The sequence below is a fragment of the Pseudomonas sp. NPDC088368 genome (assembly GCF_044753445.1).
Taxonomy (GTDB): Bacteria; Pseudomonadota; Gammaproteobacteria; order Pseudomonadales; family Pseudomonadaceae; genus Aquipseudomonas; species Aquipseudomonas bambusae.
Genome location: NZ_JBIVNG010000009.1, coordinates 40497 through 66491 on the forward strand (window position 1 = coordinate 40497; position 25995 = coordinate 66491).

Below are 25995 nucleotides of genomic sequence, written 5' to 3' on the forward strand. Positions count from 1 at the left end.
TTTTCAATCGATTGCGCCGCACCGGGAACGCCGGGGGCGGCATGACTACTTTTCAAGGAGCGCATTTCATGGCTGTTGGTCTTGGTCCTCTGCCGACGTTGCACCCGGTTCCCGGTTTTGAACTCGGTATCTCCTCTGCCGGTATCAAGCGCCCTGGGCGCAAAGACATTGTCGTCATGCGCTGCGCCGAAGGCTCCAGCGTCGCAGGCGTCTTCACACTGAACGCGTTTTGCGCCGCGCCGGTGATCCTGTCCAAGCAACGTGTGGGCGGCGCCGTGCGCTACCTGCTGACCAACACCGGCAACGCCAACGCGGGCACCGGTGAGCCGGGCCTGCGCGCTGCCGAGCGCACCACCGCCAAACTGGCCGAGATCACTGGCGTCGATGCCAGTGCCGTGCTGCCGTTTTCGACCGGCGTGATCGGCGAGCCGCTGCCAGTGGAAAAGATCGAAGGCGCGCTGCAAGCCGCGCTGGATGACCTGTCTGTGGATAACTGGGCGGCTGCGGCCACCGGCATCATGACCACCGACACCCTGCCAAAAGGCGCCAGCCGCCAGTTCCAGATCGACGGCGTGACCGTCACCGTGACCGGCATCAGCAAGGGCGCGGGCATGATTCGTCCGAATATGGCGACCATGCTGGGCTACATCGCTACCGACGCCAAAGTGTCGCAAAGCGTGCTGCAGGACCTGGTCCGTGACGGCGCGAACAAGTCGTTCAACCGCATCACCATCGATGGCGACACCTCGACCAACGACTGCTGCATGCTGATCGCCACCGGTCAGGCCAACCTGCCCGAAGTCACCGAAGCCAAAGGTCCGCTGTTCGAAGCCCTGAAGAAGGCTGTGTTCGAAGTCTGCATGGACGTCGCTCAGGCGATCGTGCGTGATGGCGAAGGCGCGACCAAGTTCGTGACTGTGGAAGTCAACGGCGGCGGCAACCATCAAGAGTGCCTGGACGTCGGCTACACCGTCGCCCACTCGCCGCTGATCAAGACCGCGTTGTTCGCTTCCGACCCGAACTGGGGCCGCATCCTGGCCGCCGTGGGCCGTGCGGGCGTGCCGAATCTGGACGTGAGCAAGATCGACGTGTTTCTCAGCGGCGTGTGCATCGCCAGCCAGGGCGCTCGTGCCACGACCTACACCGAAGAGCAAGGCTCGGCGGTGATGGCTGAGGAGGAAATCACCATCCGCATCGAGCTGGGCCGTGGTGATTGCAGCGAAACCATCTGGACCACCGACCTGTCCCACGAGTACGTGAAAATCAATGCGGAATACCGCACCTGATTGAGTGAGTCGCGTCGTACGCAGTGGTTTCTGCACGACGCTGTTCTCACCTGTGGGAGCGAATTCATTCGCGAATAATGTGTCAGGCGCCAGAGATGTATCGGTTGTTAAAGCGTTTCGCGAATGAATTCGCTCCCACAGTGATTCGTGTGCGTATTTGGCAGAACTGCCCGGCTCACGTCCGCACCGTCAGGTTTTAGAGGAAGCTTTAACGTGAAACGCATCCATGTAGCCGCCGCGGTCATTCGCGGCACCGACGGCAAGACTCTCATTGCCCGGCGCGCTGACAAGCAGCACCAGGGCGGCTTGTGGGAGTTTCCCGGTGGCAAGGTCGAGCCTGACGAAACCGTCGAAGCGGCTTTGTCTCGTGAGTTGAAAGAAGAGCTGGGCATCGTGGTCGCCAAAGCGCGGCCACTGATCAAGATCAAACATGACTACCCGGACAAACAGGTGTTGCTGGACGTTTGGGAAGTCTCGTCTTTTACCGGCGAGCCCCACGGCGCCGAGGGTCAGCCATTGGCCTGGGTGTCCAACCGGGAGCTGGCCAGCTACGAATTCCCTGCGGCGAACCAGCCAATCGTCGCTGCCGCCCGGTTGCCAGGCGAATACCTGATCACGCCGGACGCACTGGAAACGCCTCAACTGCTGAAAGGCATGCAAAAGGCGATTGCAGACGGCATCAAGCTGATTCAACTGCGCGCCCCGAACGGTTATGACCCCAAATACCGCGATGTCGCGGTGGATGCTGTCGGACTGTGCGCGGGCAAGGCGCAATTGATGCTCAAAGGCCCGCTGGAGTGGCTGGGCGACTTTCCCGCCGCAGGTTGGCACCTGACCAGCGAACAACTGCGCAAATACGCCAGCAAGGGCCGTCCGTTCCCGGAAGAGCGATGGCTGGCGGCGTCGTGCCACAACGCTGAAGAGCTGTCCCTGGCCGAACAGATGGGCGTGGATTTCGTCACCCTGTCGCCCGTTCAGCCCACGCAAACCCACCCCGACGCCCAGCCTTTGGGTTGGGAACAGGCCCGGGCCTTGATCGAGGGGTTCAGCAAACCGGTTTATCTGCTGGGTGGTGTCGGTCCGGCGGAGCGTCAACAGGCGTGGGAACGCGGCGCGCAGGGCGTGGCGGGGATTCGGGCATTCTGGCCGAAGGGGTTTGAGTGAGCGAGTTTTCGGCCTGCCTGAAAATGCCTGCCTGTCGCACCACCTGTAGGAGCCAGCAAGCCGGCTCCTACAGAGGATCGCGTTCATCTCGGCGAAAGTTTCTTATTCTGGCTTTTTGGCAGGCTGCCACAAAATCTCCGCCACCCCCTGACGTTTCGCAATGATCCGCGCCGCGACGAACAGCAAATCCGATAACCGATTGATGTACGCCAACCCCACCCCGGCCAGTGATTCGACAGCGTTCAAGTGCTGGCATCGACGCTCGGCACTGCGGGCCAGGCTTCTGCACACATGGGCCTGAGCGATCAGCGCGGACCCACCCGGCAGAATGAAATTCTCCAACGGCCCCACTTCCTCGTTCCACTGATCGATCGCTGTTTCCAGTCGCTCGACCTCCGCCGCATTCAACGCCTGGTATTCCGGCATTGCCAGCTCGCCCCCAAGGTCAAATAAACGGTGCTGACACGGGGCCAATACGTCGATGATGCCCTGCATCTCAGGTACCGTAGAGACCACTCCCTCGAGGCTCGCCAGCAACAGGCCGAGTTGGCTGTTCAGCGTGTCGACCTCGCCAATGGCTTCAACGCGCGGGTGATCCTTTGGCACCCGACGGCCGTCGCCCAGGCCGGTTTCGCCCTTGTCGCCGGTGCGTGTGTAAATCTTCGACAAGCGAAATCCCATGGTCTTACTCCCGGTCGTTCTGACCAATGATCTGTGGGGCGGGCACGTTCATCGGGTTGCCCACCAGCGGCAGGCGCAGCGTGAAACAGGTGCCTTGGCCGAGCGTGGAGTGCACCTCCATCTGGCCCTTGTGATTGTTGGTGATGATGAAGTACGACACCGAGAGGCCCAGCCCTGTGCCCTGGCCGACTTCCTTCGTGGTGAAGAACGGCTCGAAGATGCGCTTGCGCACGCTCTCCGGCATGCCGACGCCATTGTCTTCCACCTGAATCTCCGCCCATGGCGGGTTCAGACGGGTGCGCAAAATGATGCGGCCGGGCTCAGTTTCGTGTTCACGTTGATGGATAGCCTGCGCGGCGTTTTTCAACAGATTGAGCAGCACCTGCTCGAGCTCGTTGGCAGTGCCCGGAACGGGGCCGAGGTTGGGGTCGAACTGACGCAGAATGTTCTGGCCCTTGAAGTCGAAACCGATGGTCAGGTCGAAGTCGTTGCTGGCGATCTCCACGGCCTGATCGATCAGCGCAGGCAGGTCGCACGGCGCCATTTGCCTATTGCTGCGACGGCTGAAGCTCAGCATGTGGCTGACGATCTTGGCCGCCCGGGCCCCGGCCTGCTGAATTCCGTCCAGCAACTGCGGCACTTCCCGCGCGCTGAGGTACTGATTCACCGTCGCCAGTTCGATGCCTTCCTGCTCGGCCTGTTGCAGATTCTTCGGCAGCTCGGGGGAGAGGCGCCGACGAATGTTCTGCACGTTGTGCATGATCGCGCCGAGGGGGTTGTTGATTTCATGGGCCATGCCTGCGGCCAGACCGCCCACCGAGAGCATTTTCTCGGACTGCACCATCATGTCTTCCAGGGACAGACGCTGGGTGATGTCATCGATCCGGATCACCGCGCCGCGCCCGGCGCCCCCGGTCAGCGGGTAGAACGTCAGCGCGAAGTGCCGGGTAAGGTCGCCTTTGACCCACGTGACGCGCTCGATCTTGGTCACGGTGTGGCGCTCGACCGTCTGCTTGATCTGCGGCAAAAACGCCTTCATCGGCGGAAACGCCAGAAAGATCGGCTGGTTAAGGGCTTCGTCCAATGGCGTGCCGGAGAGGGCGCCCGCTTCCTGATTCCACTGCGTGACGTAGAGCTGTTCGTCCAGGGCGATGAGCGCTGACGGCATGGAGTCGATGATGCTGTTCAGATAATTCTGAAAGCCGGTGAGTTTTTTCTCGATCTTGCTGCGAACCTGGACTTCCAGTTCCAGCTTGCGGTTGGTGTGGCGGGTTTCTTCAGCCAGCCCTTGCGCCTGATCGTAGGCTTCCTGGGAGTCATCGCGGGCGCGCTTGAGCTGCTGTTCCCGAGCCTCCATGCGCGACAACATGGTGTTGAACGCTTCAGCCAGCGAGCCAATTTCATCCTGATTGCCGGGCCCGGCGCGCAAGGCGTAGTTCTCTTCGCGGGTGACCCGACGCGAGAGCTCTTCGAGTTGATAGATCGGTTCGGTGATGAAACGGCGAATCTGCCGCGCCACGCCCGCCCACAGCAAAATACTGAAAATCAGAATGCCCAGGCTGGCCGTCAGCGTGCCGGTGTAGAACGCGGTCGGCAGCTCGCTGCTCGCCACCAGCAGCAAATGACCCGGCGACTGGCCCTGTTTGGGGATCGGGATCACCTGGGTGTTGCGAAACTCGGTGATGCGCCAGCTTTCGAGGTTGCGGTAGTGGTCAGGCAGTCGCAGTTTGTCGCCTTGTTGCACTTGCGAGAGGCGGGTGCCCGAGCTGTCGTACACCGCTGCAGCGCGCAACGGGCCGTAGTTTTTCAGTTCCTTGAGCAACGCCTGGGCGTTGTAGGGGGAGGAGAGCGCCTGTTCCGACAGGCTGGGGTTGCTGATCAATCGACCAATCGTCTGAAGGGCCTGGGGTGCCATCGCCTCTTGAGAGATGTAATAGGCCGCGCTGATGAACGTCAGGTTGGCGACCAGCAGAACGGTGGTCAGCAAGACCAGCAGGGCCGCCAGGAGCTTCTGGCCGACCGGCAGGTTTTCGAGGCGCTGGCGCAATGGCATGGGGCAGGGTCACTGACAGATGAGGAACAGGCAGGTTAGCGCTGTTCAGGGCAGGAGCAAACCCGCAGCGCAAACTATGGACGAACCTGTGGGAGCGAATTCATTCGCGAAGGGGAGGTACAGGCGATACCTCTCCGGTGCCTGACAGATTTTCGCGAATGAATTCGCTCCCACAGGTCGGGCTCAGTCGCCGGGCAGACCTCTGGACGCCAAATGCCGTACCAGTCGCTGGCGAAGGGCGTTCAACCGGGGAGCGTCTATGCCGTGCTGCATCGCAGCGTTGCACGCGTATCCCAGCAAATAACTGATCTCAGTCCGGCGTCCTTGCGCGACATCCTGATACATGGACGAATAATTGGCCGCTGTGGCTGTGATCACCCGGTTAACCTCTTCATGCAGTCCCTCCGCGGCTAGCGACTGACCGCAGCGCTGCAACACCACGACCATCTCGTCGCACAGCCCCTTCACCTCGTTGGCGTGATGCCGCAACTCACCGTTCCGGCAGTCATACAAAACGGTCAACGGATTGATGGCGCAATTGAGCGCCAACTTGCGCCACAGCCGCGGGAGGATATCCGGGGTCCATTCGCCCGGAATCCCGGCGCGCGCGAGCGTTGCCAGCCAGTCAGGCGCGTCACTTGAGCGACCATCGCCAAGCCAGTTGAAACCTTGCCCGGCGAATACCACGCTGAAGTCTTCATCACGAAAGGCACCTTCGGTGCTGGAGATGAAGATGCAGCGCGCGTGAGGCAGAAGATCGGCCACTGCTTGCTGACTGCCCAGACCGTTTTGCAGCAACAGCACTTTGGCGCCAGACGCGAGTCGGGCGGCGATACTGGCCACTGCCCGTTCGGCGTCGTAGGCCTTGCACGCCACCAACAGATGGTGAATGGGCTCCGGGTCGCCCAGTGTTTGCGCAGGCACCTCGAACCGCTGGCGCTGGCCGTGTTCGCTCAGTGTCAGGCCACCTTTAGCCTGATAGGCCTCCAGACGCGCTGCATCCCGAAGGATCACACGCACCGGCAGGCCAGCGCGAAACAGTCGGGAGGCCCACAGGCTGCCGAGGCTGCCTGCGCCGAGGATGTGCCAGGGGATCGAATTCACAGCACTCTCACTGGGCATGAACAAACGCTTTGGTTGAACGTTGAACGGGACCCTGTGGGAGCGAATTCATTCGCGAAGAACAGGACGGGCGACGTAGATGTGTCGTCTGTAAGGCCGTCTCGCGAATGAATTCGCTCCCACAGGGAGATTGTGTCGGGTCTGGAAGGCGTGGCGCACTTGCGATGAGCGCCCTATGAAGACCCTCCACATCACGGGACGAGGAATGTCGAAGAGGGAAAAACCAAAACGACATCGCAAGCTCGCATGAAGGTGGGAAAAGTCTCGTTATAATGACCGGGCTTTCATACCGTCAAGTCAGGCGTGCTCCTTCAACATGTCGAGCCGCGCCGTATCAATTGGAGAATCTACATGCCCTCGTTCGACGTAGTGTCCGAACTGGATAAGCACGAAGTCACGAATGCCGTCGATGGCGCGATCAAGGAATTGGATCGTCGTTTCGACCTCAAAGGCAAAGGCAGTTTCGAGTTCAAGGAAAAGGAACTCACCGTGAACCTGACCGCCGAGGCCGAGTTTCAACTGGAGGCGATGATCCAGATCCTCAAACTGTCCCTCGTCAAGCGCAAGATCGACGTGCAGTGCCTGGAAGTGAAGGATGCCTACGCGTCCGGCAAGCTGATGAAACAGGAAGCCACCCTCAAGGAAGGCATCGACAAAGAGTTGGCGAAGAAAATCGTCGCTCACATCAAGGACGCTAAACTCAAGGTGCAAGCCGCCATTCAGGGCGAGCAAGTGCGTGTGACCGGCAAGAAACGTGACGATCTGCAGGAAGCCATCGCGGCCCTGCGCGGCCACGAGTTCGGCATGCCGCTGCAATTCAACAACTTCCGCGACTGATCCTTCTTCAGCTCCGGCTGTGCATTTTACGGCCGCGCAGGAACCTGAAAGGTTTGTGCGCGTCCGAATGCAGGTCACGTGAGGCGACGCCGCCCGAAAGTGTTGTCGCCTCAGTCTTTCGTTTCATGCCCACAAGGAGCAATCAATGGATCTGGATTTGAACGGCCAGGTGGATCATCTGGTCAAGGCTTCCCAAGCCTGGATTCCCATGGTCATGCAGTACGGCAGCCGCGTGCTGCTGGCCGTCGTCGTGTTGCTGGTGGGGTGGTGGCTGATCAACAGGCTCACCTCGAAGGTCGGCGCGCTGCTGGCGCTGCGTCATGTGGACCTGGCGTTGCAGGGCTTCATCAGCAGCCTGGGCAACATCATTCTGAAGGTCCTGCTGATCGTCAGCGTCGCCTCGATGATCGGAGTCGAAACCACCTCGTTCGTGGCTGCTATCGGTGCTGCGGGTCTGGCCATTGGTCTGGCCCTGCAAGGCAGCCTGGCCAACTTCGCGGGCGGGGTGCTGATTCTGCTGTTCCGTCCGTTCCGTATTGGCGACTGGATCGAGGCGCAGGGTGTTGCGGGTACGGTGGACAGCATTCAGATCTTCCACACGATCATTCGCACCGGCGATAACAAGACGGTCATCCTGCCCAACGGCAACCTGTCCAACGGCATCATCACCAACACCAACCGTCAGCCGACCCGCAAGATCACCTTCGACGTGGGCATCGACTACGAAGCCGACCTCAAGCAGGCGCTGGGTGTGTTGATGGAAATGGCGGACGACCCGCGCGTGTTGCAAGACCCGGCACCCCAGGCTGTCGTCGCCGCATTGGGTGACAGCTCGATCACGGTGTCGCTGCGGGTCTGGACCAAGACCGGCGACTTCGGTGAAGTGTCGAACCGCTTCAACGCCGAGATTCGCGACCGTCTGCGTGCCGCCAACATCGACATCCCGTTTCCGCAACGGGTGATTCGTGTGGTGCAAGACCAGCAGCAGGAAGTGACCGCTCAGCGTTGATACCCACCGCTGAAAGACAAAAGCCCCGACGCGTGAGCGATCGGGGCTTTTTGTTGGGCTCTGTCCATGGGAGTTGATACACGACTCTTGAGTTGACGCCGTACTGCTTCTGCCGAAGGCGTAGGAGCTGGCTTGCCTGCGATCTGCTGCGAAGCGGCAGTAAAACCGAACACCTTCGTTGTATCACGCACACCTCATATACCGAATTTGCTGCCGCTTCGCGCCAGATCGCAGGCAAGCCAGCTCCTACGGCCTCCGGCCAGAAGCGGTGAAGGCCAGTTACCATGCGCGTTGGGCAGAAGCAGTGTATGTCGCTAGGTGTGGGGGCTGAGCCAGGTGAGCTGTTATGGCCGCTCGGGAGCTGGCGCCTCGGCGGGCTTCTCTTCTTCCTCTGGCTTTTCCTTGCGCAGCTCCTGCGCCCAATGCAGGGCAATCATGAACAAAGTCGGGACGCCCATCACGGCAGTGGCAAGGAAGAAGTTGTGATACCCCAGCTTCTCGACCATGACCCCGGAATACCCGCCGATCAAACGCGGCAACAGCAGCATGATCGAGCTGAGGAGGGCGTATTGGGTGGCCGAGAACTTGAGGTTGGTCAGGCTCGACAGGTACGCCACGAACGCCGAAGTCGCCAGGCCCGAGCTGAAGTTGTCCAGCGAGATCGTGACGATCAGCATCTTCAGGTTCGGGCCCATGTCGGCCAGCATCAGGAACAGCAGGTTGGTCGCCGCTGACGTCGCACCGCCGATGAACAGGATCGGCAAGATGCCGAAGCGCACGATGGCCAGACCGCCAAACGCCGCGCCCACCAGCGTCATCACCAGACCGAAAATCTTGCTGACGCTGGCAATCTGGTCCTTGGTGAAGCCCTGGTCGATGTAGAACACGTTGGCCATGACGCCCATCACCGTGTCGGACATGCGATAGGTGGCGATCAGGCCAAGCAGCAGGAACGCCTGCCAGCGATAACGCAGGATGAAGTCGTTGATCGGCGTCAGCACCGGCGCCAGGCCGCGACGGCCCATCGACGACAGGCACGCGGCGGTCAGCAGGGTGTAGAGGATGGCGCGCAGGAAAGCGCGGTCTTCCATCAACAGGGTCTTCCACGTGGCGTCCTTGAACAGCACGCTGGCGAAATCGGTGTTGTACAGCTGGGTGAACATCGCCGGGACGGACACCAGCAGGATGATCAGCACGAACACCGAGGCCAGTTGATGCGCAAAGCCGTAGCGAGCCGCTGACAGCTGCGTGCGAAGCGGAACGGCGGGTTCGCGCATGATCAGCGTGGTGATGAGCGCAGGCAGCATCAGCAGGCCAAACAGCACGTAAGTGCCGGTCCAGGCCGAATGTTTGTACGCAAAGCCGGTGGAGCCGAAACCTTCCGCGAAATACAGCGCACCCGCAGTCGCCAGCAGAGCAGCGACGCGATAGCCCGCCATGTAACTGGCGGCCAGCGTGGCTTGCTGGCTTTCGGAGGCGATTTCGAGACGATAGGCGTCAATGGCGATGTCTTGGGTCGCGGACGAAAACGCCACGAGCACGGCGATCGCGATCAGCCAGGAGAGATGCTGCTGCGGGTCACAGAAACCCATGCCGATCAGGCCCAGGGTCACCAGCGTCTGAGAGAGCACCAGCCAGGAGCGTCGGCGGCCCAGTTTGCCCAGTAATGGCAGGCGCCATTGATCGAGCAGCGGCGACCACACCCATTTAAAGGCATACGCCAGGCCAATCAGGCTCGCGTAGCCAATGGTTTCACGGGCGACACCGGCTTCACGCAGCCAGACCGAGAGGGTGGAGAACACCAACATGTAGGGCATGCCCGCTGCGAAGCCGAGCAACAACAGCACGAATGTCGAGGGACTGGCATAGACGGCGAGCGCGGCGCGCCAGGTTTTGCGGGGCATGGGCTGGAATCTGCCTCAGTTTACGTAAACAAAGCGCGCACTCTAACCGTTGTGCTCTGTCGGACGCCAGCCATGACGCTCCATATCCACACGATTGTTACGGATGGTCACGCCTTCCGCCCGCAAACGCGCCCGCTGCTCTTCGCCGGACACCGTTCCCGCCATCAAACTGAGCTTTCCGCCTGCGCCGACAACGCGATGCCAGGGCAGGGTGCTGCCGTCTGGTAGCTGGCTCAAGGTTCGCCCCACGAAACGTGCCGCTCGTCCTAAACCCGCCAGATCGCCCAACTGGCCGTAACTCACCACCTTGCCTTCCGGTACTTGATGCAAGGTGAGGTAGAGCGCCGTCCGCCGGGCCTCTAAAGAAGTCATGCCGGTGGGGTCTGCCGAGAGGGAGGTGTGTTCGTTCACGTATTCGTTCCTGTTTAAAGGACCAGTGGGAATTTTCGTAAAGGAACTCAGGAAATTTCCTACGGTCAGTGATACCTGTGCCGGCGGTCCACGGATTGCCTCGATGTTGTCCCGAGGGATAATGCCCGATTTTCCGCCAACCAGAGCCCTGTCGTTGCTTATGTTGTCCAGAACCCTGTTGTGCCTAGCCATTACCAGCGCTTCCACCCCTTTGCTCGCCGATACCGTCTGGTTGAAGAACGGTGACAAGCTGACCGGGACCATCAAGGTCTTCGACGGCGGGAAGCTGCTGCTCAATACCAAATATGCAGGCGATATTCCGCTGGACTGGAAAGAAGTCAAGACGCTGGAAAGCGATCAGCATCTGCTGGTGAAGCAGGACGCGTATACCGGCGAGATTTCCAAGTCGCTGCATGCCGCCGACGATGGCAAGGTCACGTTGGCGAACGGCGATGCGCCGAAGACCGTGGACCTCGCGAGCATCCAGCAGATCATGAAGCCCAAGCCGGTGGTGACCGATCTGGTGTGGAAGGGCAACATTGATGCGGCCCTCGACTTCCAGCGCGCGGACAAGGACACCGACGACTACAACATCGACTTCAAGACCACCGCGAGTCATGGCCGCTGGCGTCATAACGCCAAAGGCGAGTACAACCGCGAAACCCAGGACGAACTCACCACGACCAACAACTGGAGCGCCGAGTACTCCCTCGACCGCTTTATTACGGACAAGTGGTTCTGGGACGGTCGTGTGACTTACAAACACGACGGCATCGAGGATTTGCGCAGTCAGCGCACAGTGGGTACGGGTCCGGGTTATCAGTTTTGGGATGACGAACTCGGTGCGTTCAAGGTCGGCACGCTGCTGAACCGCACGGATTACGAATATTCAAACGGCGAGAAAGACAATTTCTATTCGATCTCCGGCACGTGGGACTACAACCGCTACCTGATCGGCAAGAAAGTCGAGTTCTTCACCAACGGCGAAGTCGGCAAACCCATCAGCGGCGTTGCGGACTACAGCCTCGATACCGAAGTGGGCCTGCGCTACAAGGTCACCGAGTGGGCGTCGCTCAACGTCAAGGCCGAGAAGAACATCATCAGCGGCTCCGACGATGGTGACTTGGACAAGACCCGGTATACCGCCGGTTTCGGTGTGGCCTGGTAACGGTTTCTATATATAGCTGACGGGCTCCGTGTATCGGGGTGCGAACCCTGTAGGAGCGAATTCATTCGGGAAAGAGTGTGCAGGCGATGCAAATGTGTCGGCTGGGCCGCCGTCTCGCGAATGAATTCGCTCCTACAGGTCCTGAGCGCTCCTGAAAAAAATTACGCAAAAAACCCGCAAAATCGTCACGTCTCCTCAATCTGGCACCCTTCAGCGATAACGATTATCGTGTGGCTCATCCGCTGCGCATCGCTGCGCGCCCTCTGTATTTTGATTTCAGGAGCCCCACCATGAGCACCAAAGCCAACCGGCAAGCCCGAGCATTGTTGCTGAAGGAATATCGCGGCGTGCTCTCGACACATTCCAAGTCGATGCCCGGTTACCCGTTTGGCTCCGTGGTGCCGTACTGCCTGGACGACCAGGGTCGCCCGCTGATCCTGATCAGTCGCATCGCTCAGCACACCCACAACCTGCAACTCGATCCCAAGTGCTCGATGATCGTGGGCGAGCGCGAAGCCGAAGACGTGCAGTCCGTGGGCCGCGTGACGGTCATGGCCGAAGGGCAGAAACTCACCGACGAAGCCGCCATCGACGCCGCCGCCCAGCGCTATTACCGCTATTTTCCCGAGTCGGAAAGCTACCACCGCGCCCACGATTTCGATTTCTGGGTGCTGAACCCTGTGCGCTATCGCTACATCGGCGGCTTTGGCGCGATTCACTGGCTGGACGACGTGGCGCTGGCCAACCCGTTCGCAGGTGCGGCAGAAACCGGCATGGTCGAGCACATGAACGATGACCACACCAAGGCCATCGCCCATTACGTCGAGCTGGCCGGGTTGCCCCATACCGAACCGGCTGTTCTGGTGGGCATCGACAGCGAAGGCATGCACCTGCGCATCGGGCAGAGCCTGTACTGGTTGCCGTTCGCTGAACCTTGTAATACGCCGACACAAGTCCGCCAAGCCTTGGTTCAACTGGCTCACGCTGAAAAATGGCCGACCGTTGAAGCCGAAGAAGCTTGAATTAACGACTTTGCGACTTCACCTAGTGTCTACTGGAAGCCTACTTCCGTTGAGGAAACTATTTGATGCGCGCTTTTCTACTGCTTTTGTTGCTTTTTCCGGTGCTTGAGCTGTTCGTGCTGGTGAAAGTCGGGATGTCGATCGGCTTTTTGCCGACCTTCCTGCTGGTCGTTGCCGGGTCCATGCTCGGGATTTTCGTGGTACGGGTCGCGGGCTTCGCGACAGCCATGAGGGCTCGTGAAAGTCTGGCGCGGGGCGAATTGCCCGCGCAGCAGATGATGGACGGTCTGATGATGACGGTCGGCGGCGGCCTGCTGGTTCTGCCCGGTTTTATCAGTGACGTGCTGGGGCTTATCTGCCTGATGCCGTTTACCCGTCGGCTGCTGGTGAGCAAGGTGCGCCAGCGTGCCGAGGCGTCGGCCAGTCGCCAGCGTGCGTTCGCCGACGATTTGCGTTCTGCGGGTTCGATGCACCCGGGTGCTGGCCGTCCGGGCGCCCGGCAACCTGAGGTGATCGAAGGAGAGGTCATCGAAGGCGAGTACGAGCCAGTCGATAAAAAGTGATTTCGTTCTCCATCGCCACGGCACCTTCGGGTGCCGTGTGCATTTTCGTGACCGCGTTCTGCTTAAAAAATTTCTCGGGTGAGCCTTGTAATCAGCTTGCTCGCCCTTATGTATGGGTCACCGCAAGGTTTCTGGCGCATTTCGTCAGACCGTATTCTGCGGTTCGCCTGCGAACCGCAACCGGCAAGCCCGGATGCTTTAACCACCCGGTGCCAACATCGGGCGTTCAAAAACCATAATTAGGAGATCGACAATGAAGCTTCGTCCTCTGCATGACCGCGTCGTAATCCGTCGCAGCGAAGAAGAAACCAAGACTGCTGGCGGTATCGTTCTGCCGGGTTCGGCTGCCGAGAAACCAAACCGTGGCGAAATCATCGCCGTCGGTACTGGCCGCGTCCTGGACAACGGTGAAGTACGTGCGCTGGCCGTGAAAGTGGGTGACAAAGTGGTGTTCGGCCCTTACTCCGGCAGCAACACTGTGAAAGTAGACGGCGAAGACCTGCTGGTGATGAGCGAGAACGAAATTCTCGCGGTCGTCGAAGGCTGAGTTGATACCCCGCATTTCCCGTTACTACAAAGTATTTAAGGAATAACGATCATGGCTGCTAAAGAAGTTAAATTCGGCGACGCTGGCCGTAAAAAGATGCTGGCTGGTGTAAACGTCCTGGCCGACGCCGTCAAAGCGACCTTGGGCCCGAAAGGCCGTAACGTCATTATCGAGAAAAGCTTCGGCGCTCCGCTGATCACCAAAGACGGTGTATCGGTCGCCAAAGAAATCGAACTGAAAGACCGTTTCGAAAACATGGGCGCGCAGCTGGTCAAAGACGTTGCCTCCCGTGCGAACGACGACGCTGGCGACGGCACCACCACCGCGACCGTTCTGGCTCAAGCCATCGTCAATGAGGGCCTGAAAGCCGTCGCTGCCGGCATGAACCCGATGGACCTGAAGCGCGGCATCGACAAGGCGACCATCGCCATCGTTGCTGAGCTGAAGAAGCTGTCCAAGCCTTGCACCGACACCAAAGCCATCGCTCAGGTCGGCACTATCTCGGCCAACTCTGACAACTCCATCGGCGACATCATTGCCGAAGCCATGGAAAAAGTGACCAAAGACGGCGTTATCACCGTTGAAGAAGGCACGGGTCTGGAAAACGAGCTGTCCGTCGTCGAAGGCATGCAGTTCGACCGCGGCTACCTGTCCCCGTACTTCATCAACAAGCCGGACACTATGGTGGCCGAGCTGGACAGCCCGCTGTTGCTGCTGGTCGACAAAAAGATCTCCAACATCCGCGAAATGCTGCCAGTCCTGGAAGCCGTTGCAAAAGCTGGCCGTCCACTGCTGATCGTTGCCGAAGACGTTGAAGGCGAAGCCTTGGCGACGCTGGTTGTGAACAACATGCGTGGCATCGTCAAAGTCGCTGCCGTCAAGGCACCAGGCTTCGGCGACCGTCGCAAGGCCATGCTGCAGGACATCGCTGTCCTGACCGGCGGCACCGTGATCTCCGAAGAAATCGGCCTGAGCCTGGAAACCACTACCCTGGAACACCTGGGTAATGCCAAGCGCGTTGTGCTGAACAAAGAAAACACCACCATCATCGACGGTGCTGGCGTTCGTACCGACATCGACGGTCGTATCGCTCAGATCCGTCAGCAAATCGGCGACACTTCTTCGGACTACGACAAAGAGAAACTGCAAGAGCGTCTGGCCAAGCTGTCGGGCGGCGTTGCAGTGATCAAGGTCGGTGCTGGTTCCGAAGTTGAAATGAAAGAGAAGAAAGCCCGCGTTGAAGACGCCCTGCACGCAACCCGTGCGGCCGTCGAAGAAGGCGTGGTGCCTGGCGGTGGTGTTGCGCTGGTTCGTTCGCTGCAAGCGATCTCCGAACTGCGCGGCGACAACGCTGATCAGAACGTCGGTATCGCGCTGCTGCGTCGCGCTGTTGAAGCGCCACTGCGTCAGATCGTTGCCAACTCCGGCGACGAGCCAAGCGTTGTGGTCGACAAGGTCAAGCAGGGTTCGGGTAACTTCGGTTACAACGCGGCTTCCGGCGAATACGGCGACATGATCGAAATGGGTATCCTGGACCCGGCCAAAGTGACTCGCTCTGCTCTGCAAGCGGCGTCCTCGATTGCCAGTCTGATGATCACCACCGAAGCGATGATCGCTGACGTGGCAGAAGACAAACCAGCTGGCGGCGGCATGCCAGACATGGGCGGCATGGGTGGTATGGGCGGCATGATGTAAGCCAGCCTTACCCGGATGCACAAAAACCCCGCTTCGGCGGGGTTTTTTATGGGTGTTTGGCTTTAGATCGCAACTCTGATGCCCGCGATCAGGCCCGAAGGGCATCAGAGTAAGAATTCAGAGCCTACCTACCCAGAAACCCCTACCCCTTCGACCACTTTTTCTTTCTTGCCCATCGGTCGGTACAACACCGCGTAATAGGCCCCTAGGCAAATCAACCAGCAGAACACTGCCGTCCAGATGTTATGGGAAAAGAAGTGGGCGCCCTGCAGCATCCGCCCCACTGAGAACACCGTTCCCAATCCAAAGGCGAAGATCAAACCCGCCTTGGCCAGACGCGGCTTGCGATCACGGAAAACGAAGAACAGCGCGAACAGCGTGAAGCCTGTCGCAGCGTGACCACCGGGCCAGCAACGGCCTGGCTTATCGGTAGGAGGGCGAGGGCTGAGCAGCTCGCTGTAAGTTTCCTGACCACCGAACTCCGTCAGGCTCCATGGGCATTGCACCGAGGTCACCACCTTGACGGGCGTGACGAAGCTGGTCGACAGCGCCATCGACAGGACCATGCAGCCCAGCTCCCGTTTCCAGGGTTTCAGCCGTCCCACGAAGAACGACGCGATAAACCCCACGAACGACAGCACCCCCAGCGCAATCACCACCTGCTTGGCGCGATCATGCAGGACGTTTTCCAGAAAATAGCTGTGCTTGCCAATGAACCCGCCCGCGGCCGGGTCGTACGCCAGCTTGGCAATGTCCATGTCCAGGGATGTCAGCTCCAGCAACAGCAAGGCAATGGCGGTCACAGCCGGAATGCCGAGATAAACCCACAGGTTGATCGGGCGCGAGGCGGGCCGTTCGAAGACTTCAGACATGGTGAATCCCGTGTGATGGCAAGGAAAAAACGAGGGTGGACCGAAAGCGTTTGGGAGTCTGTGCGCTGGCCTGTCGCCGAGCTGTGAATCAGGAGTGAAAAAAACGTTATGTGCAGTGGCGCTGGCCCTTGAGCGAACTTGGCCTTAAGCTGCCGCCAACTCTGACCCATTACTCAAGTATTTCGATACCGTCCGGGTCATGCCGACAACCGCATATAGAGACATGCACCCATGAGAATTCTGCTGGTTGAAGACAACCGCGACATCCTCGCCAACTTGGCGGACTATCTGGGCCTGAAGGGCTACACCGTCGATTGCGCGCAAGACGGGCTGTCCGGGCTGCACCTCGCTGCAACCGAACACTACGACCTGATTGTGCTGGACATCATGCTGCCGGGCATCGACGGCTATACCCTGTGCAAACGCCTGCGCGAAGACGCCCGCCGCGACACACCGGTGATCATGCTCACGGCCCGGGATCAGCTCGACGACCGTCTTCAGGGCTTCCGCTCCGGCGCCGACGATTACCTGCTCAAGCCGTTCGCGCTCTCTGAACTGGCCGCACGCATCGAAGCCGTACTGCGGCGGGCGCAGGGCGGTGGTCGCCGGACCTTGCAGGTCGCGGACCTGATCTACGACCTCGACACCCTCGAAGTGACCCGCGAAGGCCGGATGCTCAAACTCAACCCCGTCGGGCTGAAACTGCTGGCCGTGCTGATGCAGAAAAGCCCTCACGTGCTGCGACGCGAAGTCCTTGAAGAAGCGTTGTGGGGCGATGATTGCCCGGACAGCGACAGCCTGCGCAGCCACGTTCACCAATTGCGCCAGGTGATTGACAAACCGTTCGACAAGCCGCTGCTGCAAACGGTGCATGGCGTCGGTTATCGCCTGGCCGAGGGCCGCGATGGAGTTTAAGCAGAGCCTTGCCCAGCGGATCATCATCGCCTTTGCGCTGATGAGCGCGCTGGTGGCCGGCTCGTTCGCCATGGGCATTGTCGCGACGGTGCACCTGGTTGAAGAGAAGCTGATTTCGGCAGGCTTGGGCGGCGACCTGACGCGCCTGTTGTTGATGGACAGCGTCGAGGACTGGAGCCACCGGCCCGAGCCCGATCAGCTGTTCTATTTCAGCGGCGGCCCGGGGGATTTCGAGTTGCCCAAGGACCTGCGTCATCTGGAGCCCGGTTTTCACGAGGTGTTCCGAGGGCCGCTGTCGTATCACGCGATGGTCGAAGTGGTCGACGGCCGCCATTACGTACTGCTGCAAGACCAGAGCGACTTCGAAGAGCGCGAGCGCGTGCTGTTCGCCGTTGTGCTGGTGGGCTTCGTACTGGCACTGGCGTTAGCGATTTTCCTCGGCTGGGTGTTGGCGCGTCGGGTGATGGCGCCGGTTGTGAGATTGGCGCGTCAGGTGCGTCATCGTGATCAACTGCTGGGGCTCGCCCCGCCGCTAGCCCCTGATTACGCCGCCGACGAAGTCGGTGAACTGGCCGTGGCCTTCGACGCCACGTTGGGGCGTCTGCGCGATGCCTTGACCCGCGAGCGGATGTTCACCAGCGACGTCAGCCATGAATTGCGCACGCCGCTGATGGTGCTCGCCAGTTCCTGCGAACTGCTGCTTGAAAATCCGGCCCTCGATCAACGCGCCCGTGCGCAGGTCGAGCGGGTGGGGCGTGCGTGCGAAGAAATGCGCGACCTGGTCCAGACGTTCCTCATGCTGGCCCGCACACAGCGTGACGACGCTGGCATGAATCCCCAGCTGTCGCTGCAGGGTGCCGCGCAACAGCTGCTGACGCTGTGGCGTGAGCCAATCGAGGCGAAGGGGTTGCTGCTGGAGTATCACCCTGAGGCCGCCTCGCAGACGCCTCATAACGCGACGTTTCTGTATGCGGTCATGGGTAACCTCCTGCGCAACGCGCTGCATTACACCGACCATGGGTTCATTCGTCTGACGTTGTTGCCCAACGGCTTCACGGTGGAGGATTCCGGCGTCGGTATTCCCGAGGAAAAACGCGAGGCAATGTTCCAGCCATTCGTGCGCGGAAGCGAAAAACGCGGTGAAGGGCTGGGGCTCGGTTTGTCACTGGTGCAGCGCATCTGCGAGAACCAGGGCTGGACCGTCAGCCTCGATACGATGGAGCCGAACGGCTGCCGTTTCAGCGTCGATTTCGGCAAGGCAAAAGGCTGATCGCGTCAGATGAATAATTGCGCAGCAATATATAGACAATGTAAATGTTGCTGCGATTTGGCGAGTTATGGCCCTATGCTAGCCCATCTTCTGGAAAAACCTCGTAACATTTGCGCACAGAAAGGCACGTTTTTTTCACATCATGGTGACCTGACGATGACGTAAATCCACTTAATTTTGGCTGCATCACCTTACGGAGATACAGCCATGAGCAAGCGGATAGAATTAGATTTCTCGCGCAAATACGACGACGCACACGCCAGAAAATATTTGCACAAACATCGGGACGGATTAGCGCGGCGGTTGTCAGATCGTCGCGACAAACAGCTGGCAAGGCATGCGCTGGCCCTCGCGGGAGAACCGGGTCTTGTGCTGGACCTTCCCTGTGGCGCGGGTCGTTTCTGGCCCGTGCTGGCTGAAAAAGCCAATCGGGTGATCATCGGCGCCGACAATTCGGCCTCGATGGTGAAGACGGCGTGCGAGTCACAACCGGCCGACGTGGTGAAACGGGTACGACCCTTGCAGACATCTGCATTCGCCATCGACATGCCAGATAACGCCGTCGACAGCATTTTCTGCATGCGCCTGATGCATCACATCGGCAAGGCCGAAGACAGAGCGGTGTTGTTGAAAGAGTTTCATCGTGTGACCCGCGACAGCGTGATCATTTCACTCTGGGTGGACGGCAATTTCAAAGCCTGGAAGCGCAAGCGTGCAGAAAGTACCCGCCAGCAGGAGGGCTACCAGAACCGCTTCGTGTTACCGGCAGCCACAGTGGAAGCCGAATTCGAGAAGGCAGGATTTCGCGTTCAGGAACGCTTGGATTTCCTGCCGTTGTACGCCATGTGGCGTGTGTATCTATTACGTAAGAGGTAACAGGATGGCCGTGGATTTTGCAGCAGAGTTGACCCTTCCCGCCAAGGACCGTTTCGCCTATTTCTGGAATACCAAAGGTGACTGGGTGGAAGAACCCAATGTCCGCCGTGGTGGTGAGAGTGGCGTGCAACGCGTCGTTTCGGAGAACGGTCGGCTGCTGTACGTCAAACGGCAAGTCGGTCACATCTACCGCAGTTGGCGGCATCCGTTCGGCCGTCCGACGGTGTTGCGCGAGCGGGACGCGCTGGAAGGGCTGCGACAACTGAACGTCAGCGTCCCGCGCATGGTGTTCTGTGGCGCCGAACGTGACGAGAACAACGAATGGCGTGCGCTGTTGGTGACGGCGTCGCTGGACGGGTTCGACGAGTTCGAGAACTGGCTCAAGGCCGGTGGGCGCGAGCAGTACGGCGAGGCTGTTTACGAGCAGATGCTCAAGGAACTGGCTGTCAATCTGGCGCGCATGCATAAAGGGCGCTGGCAACACAGTTGCATCTATATCAAGCACGTTTTTGTGCGTGTGGTGGGCGAGGGCGCCAATGCCAGGCCCGAAGTCGCGCTGATCGATCTGGAGAAGTGCCGTCAGCGTCTGACCGCCTACGGCGCCGCACAACACGACATGAAACAACTGCGTCGCCATTCGTCGTTTGCATCAGCGGATTGGAGCAAGCTCGTCTACTTTTACGAGACGGCGTTTGGCAGCCCCATCAAAGGTTTAGATCGATGAAGTTAGAACTGGCGCGAGGTTTGTTTTTGGTCGGGGCGCTGGGCATCACGTCCATCGCCATGGCTGCCTGGGAGCAACCCAAGGCCCAGATTCTGAGCGCGGTACACGGTGAGGGGCGCTGCCCTTTGCCGCGGGTGGCGAAGGCCGCTTCGCCCGTACGCCCGGATCACGACCTGCTGTTGCTGATGTTCGGTTTGGCACAAGGGACGGGGCCGCAGCATTGAAATCACCCTCTGACTGAAAAGCCCCGATCATTCGGGGCTTTTTTTCTGCTTTGGCTATTTACGCGGGTGCCTTCGCGTCCTCCTTTCCCGCCAGCACCGTATAGACACACGGCAGCACAAACAGGGTGAACAACGTTCCTACCGACATCCCCGTCGCGATCACCAGGCCGATGTCAAAACGGCTCACCGCACCGGCGCCAGTTGCGAGGATCAGCGGCACCATGCCGAACACCATCGCCGCGGTTGTCATCAACACTGGACGCAAACGAATTGCCGCCGCTTCCTCCACGGCCTCGCGCGCGCTCGACCCCTTGTCACGCCGCAATTGGTTGGCGAACTCCACGATCAGAATACCGTGTTTGCTGATCAAACCGATCAGCGTCACCAGTCCGACCTGCGTATAGATGTTCAGTGTCGAAATCCCGAGGAACAACGGAATCAGCGCCCCACAGATCGACAGCGGCACCGTCACCAGAATCACCAGCGGGTCGCGGAAGCTCTCGAACTGCGCCGCCAGCACCAGGAAGATGATCGCCAGTGCCAGCCCGAACGTCACCCACAGCGCGTTGCCTTCCTGCACGAACTGCCGCGATGCCCCTGCGTAGTCGTAGGCAAAACCGGCCGGGGCTTCTTCGCTGGCGATCTGCCGGACCGTCTCGATGGCTTCCCCCATGCTCACCAGCGGGAAGCCCGAGATGATCGCTGAGTTCAGCTGCTGGAACTGGTTGAGCTGACGCGGTCGTGCGCGGTCGCTGACGGTGATCAACGTCGACAGCGGCAGCATCGTGCCTTCGGCGTTTTTCACGTAGTAGTTGGACAGCCATTGCGGGTTGTCGCGATAGGCCCGCTCCACCTGAGCGATGACCTTGTAACTGCGACCGTCGATAGTGAAACGGTTGATTTCCGCCTCGCCCAGCAACGTCGCCAGGCTGCCGCCCAGATCCTGCATCGACACGCCCATCTGCGCGGCCTTGGCGCGGTCAATGTCGACCACTACTTCCGGCTTGTCAAAGGCCAGATCAAGGTCCAGAAACGCGAACTTGCCGGACTCGGTCGCCCGTTTCTTGATCCGGTTCACGACCTCAAGCAGGGCGGCGTAATCATTGGGCGTGTTGATCACGAACTGAAACGGCAGCCCCTCACCGGTGCCCGGCAGCGATGGCAGGTTGAAGCCGAAAATCTGCAAACCGGTGATGCTTTCGAGCTTTGCCTGCACTTCGGGCAAGAGCTGCATTTGCGTGCGGCTGCGTTCATCCCACGGCTTGAGCAGGAAACCGCCGACGCCGGTCTGCACGCCGTTGAAACCGTTGATCTGGAACGACGAGTAATACTCCGGAAACGCCTTGAAGATGCTGATGAACTGGTCCGTGTACGTGTTCATATAGTCAAGGTTGGTCGGCTGGGGCGACGTCGCCATCATGAAAATGATGCCCTGATCTTCGTCCGGCGCCAGTTGCGACTGGCTGAACTTGAGGAAGACCGGGATCAGGCACAGCACCAGCACCGCGAAGACGATCACCACTGGTCGGGTGTTCAACGTGCCGTGCAGCACCCGCTGATAGCGCACTTTCAGGCCGTCGAAAATCTGATCGAGCTTGTGGGCGAGCCCGCTGGGGTTTTCGTCGTGGCGCAACAGCACGGCGCACATCATCGGCGAGAGGGTCAGCGCGACCACGCCGGAAATCACCACCGCGCCCGCGAGGGTCAGCGCGAACTCCTTGAACAGCGCCCCGGTCAGCCCCTCCAGAAAACCAATCGGTGCGTATACCGCCGCCAACGTGATGGTCATCGAGACCACCGGCATGGCGATTTCCCGAGCCCCCTCCAGCGCAGCGTTGAGCGGCGTTTTGCCTTCTTCGATGTGGCGATGGATGTTCTCCACCACCACGATGGCGTCGTCCACCACCAAGCCAATCGCCAGCACCATGGCCAGCAGCGTCAGCAGGTTGATCGAGTAGCCCATCATCTGCATGAAGAACAGCACGCCGATCATTGACAGCGGAATCGTCACCACCGGGATCAGCACCGAACGCAAAGCCCCGAGAAACAGGAACACCACGACGATGACGATCAACACCGCTTCGATCAGGGTTTTCACCACCTCGTGGATCGACGCCTGAATGAACAGCGTGGCGTCGTAGGCGATGGAGGCTTTCAGGCTCGGCGGCAACTGGCTTTCCAGCTCCGGCATGATCCGTCGCACTTCCTTGATCACGTCCAGCGGGTTGGAGCTGGGTGTGCCTTTGATGCCGATGTAGACCGAGGGCGTGCCGTCGAACGAGCTGACGGTGTCGTAGTTTTCCGCACCCATTTCCACCCGCGCCACGTCACCCAGCAGCACGCGACTGTCGCCCACGGTCTTGAGCGGGATGGCCGCGAAGGTTTCCGGGGATTTCAGGTCGGTAGTGGCGTTGACGCTGGTGACCACGTATTCGCCTTTCACTTCGCCCGCCGCAGAGAGAAAGTTGTACTTGCGCACGGCGTCGGTGACGTCGTTGGCTGTGAGGCCGAAGCCCGCGAGTTTCACGGGGTCCAGCCACAAGCGCATGGCGAACACCTGATTGCCGAGGATCTCCGCCTGCGCCATGCCCGGCAAGGTCGCCAGCTTCGGCTGAATGACCCGCGACAGGTAATCGGTGATTTGCGGGTTGTTCAGCTCCGCGCTGTAGAAACTGATGTACATCAGCGCCGAGGCGTCGGCCGCCTCTTTGGTCAGCACCGGGTCTTCGGCGTCCTGGGGCAGCTTGTTCTTCACCTCGTTGGCCTTGGCCAGCAGCTCGGTGTAGAGGCGGTCGCTGTTGGAGCCGATACGCGCGTAGATGGAAATCACCGAGAAGTTCTGACGACTGACCGAGGTCATGTAGTCGATGCCTTCCGCGCTTGCAAGACTTTGCTGCAACGGTTGTGTGATGTAGCCCTGAATGGTTTCGGCGTTGGCACCGGGGTACGCCGTGGTCACGGTGATCAAGGCGTTTTCCATCTGCGGGTACTGGCGGATGGTCAGTTTGCTGAACGCCTGGAACCCCAGCAGCACGATCAGCAGGCTGATCACGCTGGCGAGGACGGGGCGACGGATGAACGGGTCTGTAAATGCCATGCAAGCTCCTTCGACGATCAACCAGGGTCAGTCAACCTTGGGTTGGCCGCTCTGTTCGACGGGGGCTGCCGGATCGGCACTGATGGCGACGCTCGCGCCGTTGTCCAGTTTCAGCTGGCCACCGGTCACCACTTGCTCGCCCGTTTTCAAACCTTTGCGGATGATCACCAGGCCGCCGCGCCGCTCGCCGGTTTCGACGAAGCGCCGCTCCACGGCCAGTTGCTGCTCTCCTTTGGCGGTCTTCTCCGGTTGCCCGTCGGCGTTCTTTTTCGGGACGATGACGAACACCGAGTTGCCGTACAGCGTGTAGGTGATGGTGCTTTCCGGCACGACCAATTCGCGGGTGTCTTGGCCGAGCAGCACTTGCAGATTGGCGAACATGCCGGGCAGTAGCTTGCTGTCGGGATTGGGCAGGCTAGCGCGGACCTGCACATTGCGCGTGGCGTCTTCCACCTTGGGATTGATGGCGCTGAGGCTGGCGTTGAACGTGCTGCCGGGGTAGGCCCCGACGCTGACCTGCACCTGCTGTCCGAGGGCCAGTTTCGGCAGGACCTGTTCGGGCACGAAGAAATCGACGTAGAGGCTGCTCAAGTCTTGTAACGTGGCAATGACGGTGCCGCTGGCGAGGTAGTCGCCGACGTCCACCTGACGGATGCCGATGGTGCCGCTGAAGGGCGCGAGAATGCGTTTCTTGGCCAACGAGGCGTTGAGTTGTGCGACCGTCGCGGCGGCTTTTTTCTGGGTGGCGGCGAGCTTATCGAAATCGCCTTTGGAGATCGCCGCATCGCCCACCAGCTTGCTGCCGCGCCCGTAATCCACCTGGGCCAGCCCGAGGTCGGCTTCGGCGGTGCCCAGCAGGGCTTTTTCCACGTCGCTGTCGAGTTGCAGCAACGGTTGACCGGCCTTGACCTTTTGTCCGGATTCGAATTGCAACGCCTTGACCGTGCCCGCCACTTCGAGGCTCAGGTTCACGCCCTGCAAGGCTTTGAGGCTGCCGATGGCGGGCAGGCGATTCTGCCACGCCTGCTCGGTCACGACGGCGACCGCCACGTTGATCGGAGGTTTTGGGGCGGTAAATTGCTGGATCTGTTTGTAGACCGAAAACGCCTTGTACCCGCCCAGGGCCAGGACCACGATCAACACTATTCCCAGCATGATCAACATGCGGCGACGCAACATATTCCACTTCCTTATTTTGAAGCCCTTCGGGCCTATCGCGGGCAAGGTGGAGCGCCACCCCGGTCGCTCCTACACTTGTTGCAACGTACCGCATTCTGATGGACCGAGCTCGCAGCCTTTGGGCTGAACCACACGATGTTGCGTAGAGCACCAAGCCTACCAACGCGGTCCATCAGGCCATGGCACGTTGCAAGAAATGTAGGAGCGACCGGGGTGGCGCTCCACCTTGCCCGCGATGGGCCCGAAAGGGCATCCATGTATGGCCCGCGAGCCAATCCCTAAACCAAATGCAAATGGTTGTCCCACAACCCCGCTGGCAGCTCCAACGGCTGGGGCACCAGTGTGCTTTGACGGCAATCATAGAACCGGCAACGCCCTTGGCCGGACGTGACGACAAACCCGTCCTTCACCGCCCCGACCCCAGCACAATCGGGAAGCGGTGCATCGAGCTTCACGGTGCCGTTGTCCAGGTCCCATATGAAGAAACGATTGCCACGCGGCGCCGTTAAGGCTACGAGACGCAAATCGTTGTGGATTGCCACGCTGGCCGTGTAATGCGCCATGGCTTGCAGCTGTTGATCAGCCACCGGAAACGCCTGAAACGGCTGCCCCGGTCGTTTGATTGCCAGCAGTTCTGCGGATTCGTGAGAGGGCCCCATGAACTGTTGACCCGCCACAATCGTGCCGTCGGTGGCAATCGCCATGTGCCGCACGCTGTTCATCTGCTGCGACAAGGTTTCCTTGCTCAAGAGCGTGCCGTCCCGTTTCATCAGCACAAGGCTCGGCTCCATGGCATCGAGGTTCATCTCGACGCGGCTTTCCGCTTCGGTGCGAATCCCGCCGTTGGCCACCGCCAGCGTTTCGCCGTCGGGCATCCATGAGACCTGATGCGGCCCGATGCCGTGGGTGGAGATTTCGCCCGCGTGTTCCAGACGTTCGCCAACGAACCGATAGACCCCCAACACACCGCGCCCCGGATCGGTGGTGTCGTTTTCGGTGGCGTACAGCCAGTCGCCGCTTTTGTGGACCACGGCGTGGCCGTAGAAGTGTCGGTTCGGTCGGGACGTGAGGGTCTGCAACAGACGTCCGTCGCGCAGGTCGATCAAATAACTTTCGGTGCCGGGACGTCGGGCAACGAACAGCGCGATGGGCAGCTCAGGGTGATTGATGATGTCGTGGCAACGCTGGGCGACGTGGGTGGCGAACACCTGCGTGCCGTCCACGCGATAGCCCACGGCATAGTGCTGGCCGTTTGCATCGTCACGGGCAGAGAGCAGCAGCGGGCTTTCGCCCTTCTTCTTGAACAGCGTCCAGCCGCCCAGCGTGCAGGCGCTGAGCACAAGGCTGCCGAGGGCAAGGGCCTGACGTCGCAACAT

23 protein-coding genes are annotated in these 25995 nt (G+C 60.1%); 14 read left to right on the forward strand and 9 right to left on the reverse strand.

Features of this window, described 5'->3' with window-relative positions:
- The first annotated feature begins 68 nt into the window (after positions 1-68).
- Together argJ and ACIQAL_RS20020 are read left to right on the forward strand one after the other, a co-directional pair.
- Positions 69-1286 (forward strand): bifunctional glutamate N-acetyltransferase/amino-acid acetyltransferase ArgJ, encoded by a 1218-nt coding sequence (gene argJ, locus ACIQAL_RS20015; RefSeq protein WP_401148654.1) that lies wholly within the window; start codon positions 69-71, stop codon positions 1284-1286.
- A 213-nt stretch (positions 1287-1499) separates the two neighbouring features.
- Positions 1500-2450 carry a Nudix family hydrolase gene (locus ACIQAL_RS20020; RefSeq protein ID WP_401148656.1) on the forward strand — a complete coding sequence of 317 codons (951 nt, stop codon included), beginning with the start codon at positions 1500-1502 and terminating at the stop codon, positions 2448-2450.
- 102 nt (positions 2451-2552) lie between these two features.
- On the opposite strand, the gene ACIQAL_RS20025 is transcribed toward ACIQAL_RS20020, so the two are convergent.
- From ACIQAL_RS20025 to ACIQAL_RS20035, 3 genes are all read right to left on the reverse strand, one after another.
- Positions 2553-3131: a cob(I)yrinic acid a,c-diamide adenosyltransferase gene (locus ACIQAL_RS20025; protein ID WP_401148658.1), complete on the reverse strand. Its 579-nt coding sequence runs from the start codon at positions 3129-3131 to the stop codon at positions 2553-2555.
- 4 nt (positions 3132-3135) lie between these two features.
- Positions 3136-5184: an ATP-binding protein gene (locus ACIQAL_RS20030; RefSeq protein ID WP_401148660.1), complete on the reverse strand. Its 2049-nt coding sequence runs from the start codon at positions 5182-5184 to the stop codon at positions 3136-3138.
- Positions 5185-5367: 183 nt separating this feature from the next.
- Positions 5368-6288: a putative 2-dehydropantoate 2-reductase gene (locus tag ACIQAL_RS20035; protein WP_401148662.1), complete on the reverse strand. Its 921-nt coding sequence runs from the start codon at positions 6286-6288 to the stop codon at positions 5368-5370.
- Between the two features lie 369 nt (positions 6289-6657).
- Here ACIQAL_RS20035 and ACIQAL_RS20040 point away from each other — a divergent pair, with 369 nt between their 5' ends.
- Together ACIQAL_RS20040 and ACIQAL_RS20045 are read left to right on the forward strand one after the other, a co-directional pair.
- On the forward strand, positions 6658-7143 hold the full coding sequence (locus ACIQAL_RS20040; RefSeq protein ID WP_341962329.1) for a YajQ family cyclic di-GMP-binding protein: 486 nt from the start codon (positions 6658-6660) through the stop codon (positions 7141-7143).
- Between the two features lie 151 nt (positions 7144-7294).
- Positions 7295-8152 carry a mechanosensitive ion channel family protein gene (locus ACIQAL_RS20045; RefSeq protein ID WP_401149293.1) on the forward strand — a complete coding sequence of 286 codons (858 nt, stop codon included), beginning with the start codon at positions 7295-7297 and terminating at the stop codon, positions 8150-8152.
- A gap of 344 nt (positions 8153-8496) precedes the next feature.
- Here ACIQAL_RS20045 and ACIQAL_RS20050 read toward each other — a convergent pair whose 3' ends face one another.
- Together ACIQAL_RS20050 and ACIQAL_RS20055 are read right to left on the reverse strand one after the other, a co-directional pair.
- Positions 8497-10056 (reverse strand): AmpG family muropeptide MFS transporter, encoded by a 1560-nt coding sequence (locus ACIQAL_RS20050; protein ID WP_401148665.1) that lies wholly within the window; start codon positions 10054-10056, stop codon positions 8497-8499.
- Positions 10057-10098: 42 nt separating this feature from the next.
- Entirely contained in the window at positions 10099-10428 is a 330-nt protein-coding gene (locus ACIQAL_RS20055) for an MGMT family protein (RefSeq protein WP_166596594.1), read from the reverse strand.
- A 199-nt stretch (positions 10429-10627) separates the two neighbouring features.
- On the opposite strand from ACIQAL_RS20055, the gene ACIQAL_RS20060 reads away from it, so the two are divergent.
- The 5 genes from ACIQAL_RS20060 (at position 10628) to groL (ending at position 15462) form a co-directional block, all read left to right on the forward strand.
- The gene (locus ACIQAL_RS20060; RefSeq protein WP_166596497.1) at positions 10628-11635 is read left to right on the forward strand and encodes a DUF481 domain-containing protein; all 1008 of its coding nucleotides are present in this window, start codon (positions 10628-10630) and stop codon (positions 11633-11635) included.
- Between the two features lie 290 nt (positions 11636-11925).
- On the forward strand, positions 11926-12657 hold the full coding sequence (locus tag ACIQAL_RS20065) for a HugZ family protein (protein ID WP_401148668.1): 732 nt from the start codon (positions 11926-11928) through the stop codon (positions 12655-12657).
- A gap of 65 nt (positions 12658-12722) precedes the next feature.
- Positions 12723-13220 carry an FxsA family protein gene (locus ACIQAL_RS20070; RefSeq protein WP_401148670.1) on the forward strand — a complete coding sequence of 166 codons (498 nt, stop codon included), beginning with the start codon at positions 12723-12725 and terminating at the stop codon, positions 13218-13220.
- 253 nt (positions 13221-13473) lie between these two features.
- A complete protein-coding gene (locus tag ACIQAL_RS20075) occupies positions 13474-13767 on the forward strand; it encodes a co-chaperone GroES (protein ID WP_133749662.1) in 294 nt (97 codons plus the stop codon).
- Between the two features lie 51 nt (positions 13768-13818).
- The gene (groL, locus tag ACIQAL_RS20080) at positions 13819-15462 is read left to right on the forward strand and encodes a chaperonin GroEL (protein ID WP_166596500.1); all 1644 of its coding nucleotides are present in this window, start codon (positions 13819-13821) and stop codon (positions 15460-15462) included.
- Positions 15463-15590: 128 nt separating this feature from the next.
- Here groL and ACIQAL_RS20085 read toward each other — a convergent pair whose 3' ends face one another.
- Positions 15591-16334, reverse strand: coding sequence for a phosphatase PAP2 family protein (locus ACIQAL_RS20085; RefSeq protein WP_401148674.1), 744 nt, complete (start codon positions 16332-16334; stop codon positions 15591-15593).
- Positions 16335-16565: 231 nt separating this feature from the next.
- Between ACIQAL_RS20085 and colR the strand changes: the two genes are divergently transcribed.
- From colR to ACIQAL_RS20110, 5 genes are all read left to right on the forward strand, one after another.
- Entirely contained in the window at positions 16566-17249 is a 684-nt protein-coding gene (colR, locus tag ACIQAL_RS20090) for a two-component system response regulator ColR (protein WP_166596502.1), read from the forward strand.
- Entirely contained in the window at positions 17239-18519 is a 1281-nt protein-coding gene (locus tag ACIQAL_RS20095) for a HAMP domain-containing sensor histidine kinase (RefSeq protein WP_166596503.1), read from the forward strand. Before colR ends, ACIQAL_RS20095 begins: the two co-directional genes overlap by 11 nt.
- Positions 18520-18726: 207 nt before the next feature.
- On the forward strand, positions 18727-19395 hold the full coding sequence (locus tag ACIQAL_RS20100) for a class I SAM-dependent methyltransferase (RefSeq protein ID WP_341962339.1): 669 nt from the start codon (positions 18727-18729) through the stop codon (positions 19393-19395).
- Between the two features lie 4 nt (positions 19396-19399).
- Positions 19400-20119, forward strand: a complete 720-nt coding sequence (locus ACIQAL_RS20105; RefSeq protein WP_401148676.1) for a lipopolysaccharide kinase InaA family protein — start codon at positions 19400-19402, stop codon at positions 20117-20119.
- Positions 20116-20343, forward strand: coding sequence for a hypothetical protein (locus ACIQAL_RS20110; protein ID WP_166596506.1), 228 nt, complete (start codon positions 20116-20118; stop codon positions 20341-20343). Before ACIQAL_RS20105 ends, ACIQAL_RS20110 begins: the two co-directional genes overlap by 4 nt.
- Before the next feature lie 58 nt (positions 20344-20401).
- On the opposite strand, the gene ACIQAL_RS20115 is transcribed toward ACIQAL_RS20110, so the two are convergent.
- The 3 genes from ACIQAL_RS20115 to ACIQAL_RS20125 form a co-directional block, all read right to left on the reverse strand.
- On the reverse strand, positions 20402-23440 hold the full coding sequence (locus tag ACIQAL_RS20115; RefSeq protein ID WP_401148680.1) for a multidrug efflux RND transporter permease subunit: 3039 nt from the start codon (positions 23438-23440) through the stop codon (positions 20402-20404).
- Between the two features lie 27 nt (positions 23441-23467).
- Complete coding sequence (locus tag ACIQAL_RS20120; protein WP_401148683.1) at positions 23468-24619, reverse strand: efflux RND transporter periplasmic adaptor subunit; 1152 nt, start codon at positions 24617-24619, stop codon at positions 23468-23470.
- Positions 24620-24897: 278 nt separating this feature from the next.
- On the reverse strand, positions 24898-25995 hold the full coding sequence (locus ACIQAL_RS20125) for a DUF1513 domain-containing protein (protein WP_401148686.1): 1098 nt from the start codon (positions 25993-25995) through the stop codon (positions 24898-24900).

Excerpts from the sequence above, each read along its gene's own strand:
- argJ (WP_401148654.1), top strand. The coding sequence starts at position 69 with ATGGCTGTTGGTCTTGGTCCTCTGCCGACGTTGCACCCGGTTCCCGGT.
- ACIQAL_RS20025 (WP_401148658.1), bottom strand. The coding sequence starts at position 3,131 with ATGGGATTTCGCTTGTCGAAGATTTACACACGCACCGGCGACAAGGGC.
- ACIQAL_RS20030 (WP_401148660.1), bottom strand. The coding sequence starts at position 5,184 with ATGCCATTGCGCCAGCGCCTCGAAAACCTGCCGGTCGGCCAGAAGCTC.
- ACIQAL_RS20040 (WP_341962329.1), top strand. The coding sequence starts at position 6,658 with ATGCCCTCGTTCGACGTAGTGTCCGAACTGGATAAGCACGAAGTCACG.
- ACIQAL_RS20050 (WP_401148665.1), bottom strand. The coding sequence starts at position 10,056 with ATGCCCCGCAAAACCTGGCGCGCCGCGCTCGCCGTCTATGCCAGTCCC.
- ACIQAL_RS20055 (WP_166596594.1), bottom strand. The coding sequence starts at position 10,428 with ATGACTTCTTTAGAGGCCCGGCGGACGGCGCTCTACCTCACCTTGCAT.
- ACIQAL_RS20060 (WP_166596497.1), top strand. The coding sequence starts at position 10,628 with ATGTTGTCCAGAACCCTGTTGTGCCTAGCCATTACCAGCGCTTCCACC.
- ACIQAL_RS20065 (WP_401148668.1), top strand. The coding sequence starts at position 11,926 with ATGAGCACCAAAGCCAACCGGCAAGCCCGAGCATTGTTGCTGAAGGAA.
- ACIQAL_RS20070 (WP_401148670.1), top strand. The coding sequence starts at position 12,723 with ATGCGCGCTTTTCTACTGCTTTTGTTGCTTTTTCCGGTGCTTGAGCTG.
- ACIQAL_RS20075 (WP_133749662.1), top strand. The coding sequence starts at position 13,474 with ATGAAGCTTCGTCCTCTGCATGACCGCGTCGTAATCCGTCGCAGCGAA.
- groL (WP_166596500.1), top strand. The coding sequence starts at position 13,819 with ATGGCTGCTAAAGAAGTTAAATTCGGCGACGCTGGCCGTAAAAAGATG.
- ACIQAL_RS20085 (WP_401148674.1), bottom strand. The coding sequence starts at position 16,334 with ATGTCTGAAGTCTTCGAACGGCCCGCCTCGCGCCCGATCAACCTGTGG.
- colR (WP_166596502.1), top strand. The coding sequence starts at position 16,566 with ATGAGAATTCTGCTGGTTGAAGACAACCGCGACATCCTCGCCAACTTG.
- ACIQAL_RS20095 (WP_166596503.1), top strand. The coding sequence starts at position 17,239 with ATGGAGTTTAAGCAGAGCCTTGCCCAGCGGATCATCATCGCCTTTGCG.
- ACIQAL_RS20100 (WP_341962339.1), top strand. The coding sequence starts at position 18,727 with ATGAGCAAGCGGATAGAATTAGATTTCTCGCGCAAATACGACGACGCA.
- ACIQAL_RS20105 (WP_401148676.1), top strand. The coding sequence starts at position 19,400 with ATGGCCGTGGATTTTGCAGCAGAGTTGACCCTTCCCGCCAAGGACCGT.
- ACIQAL_RS20110 (WP_166596506.1), top strand. The coding sequence starts at position 20,116 with ATGAAGTTAGAACTGGCGCGAGGTTTGTTTTTGGTCGGGGCGCTGGGC.
- ACIQAL_RS20115 (WP_401148680.1), bottom strand. The coding sequence starts at position 23,440 with ATGGCATTTACAGACCCGTTCATCCGTCGCCCCGTCCTCGCCAGCGTG.
- ACIQAL_RS20120 (WP_401148683.1), bottom strand. The coding sequence starts at position 24,619 with ATGTTGCGTCGCCGCATGTTGATCATGCTGGGAATAGTGTTGATCGTG.
- ACIQAL_RS20125 (WP_401148686.1), bottom strand. The coding sequence starts at position 25,995 with ATGTTGCGACGTCAGGCCCTTGCCCTCGGCAGCCTTGTGCTCAGCGCC.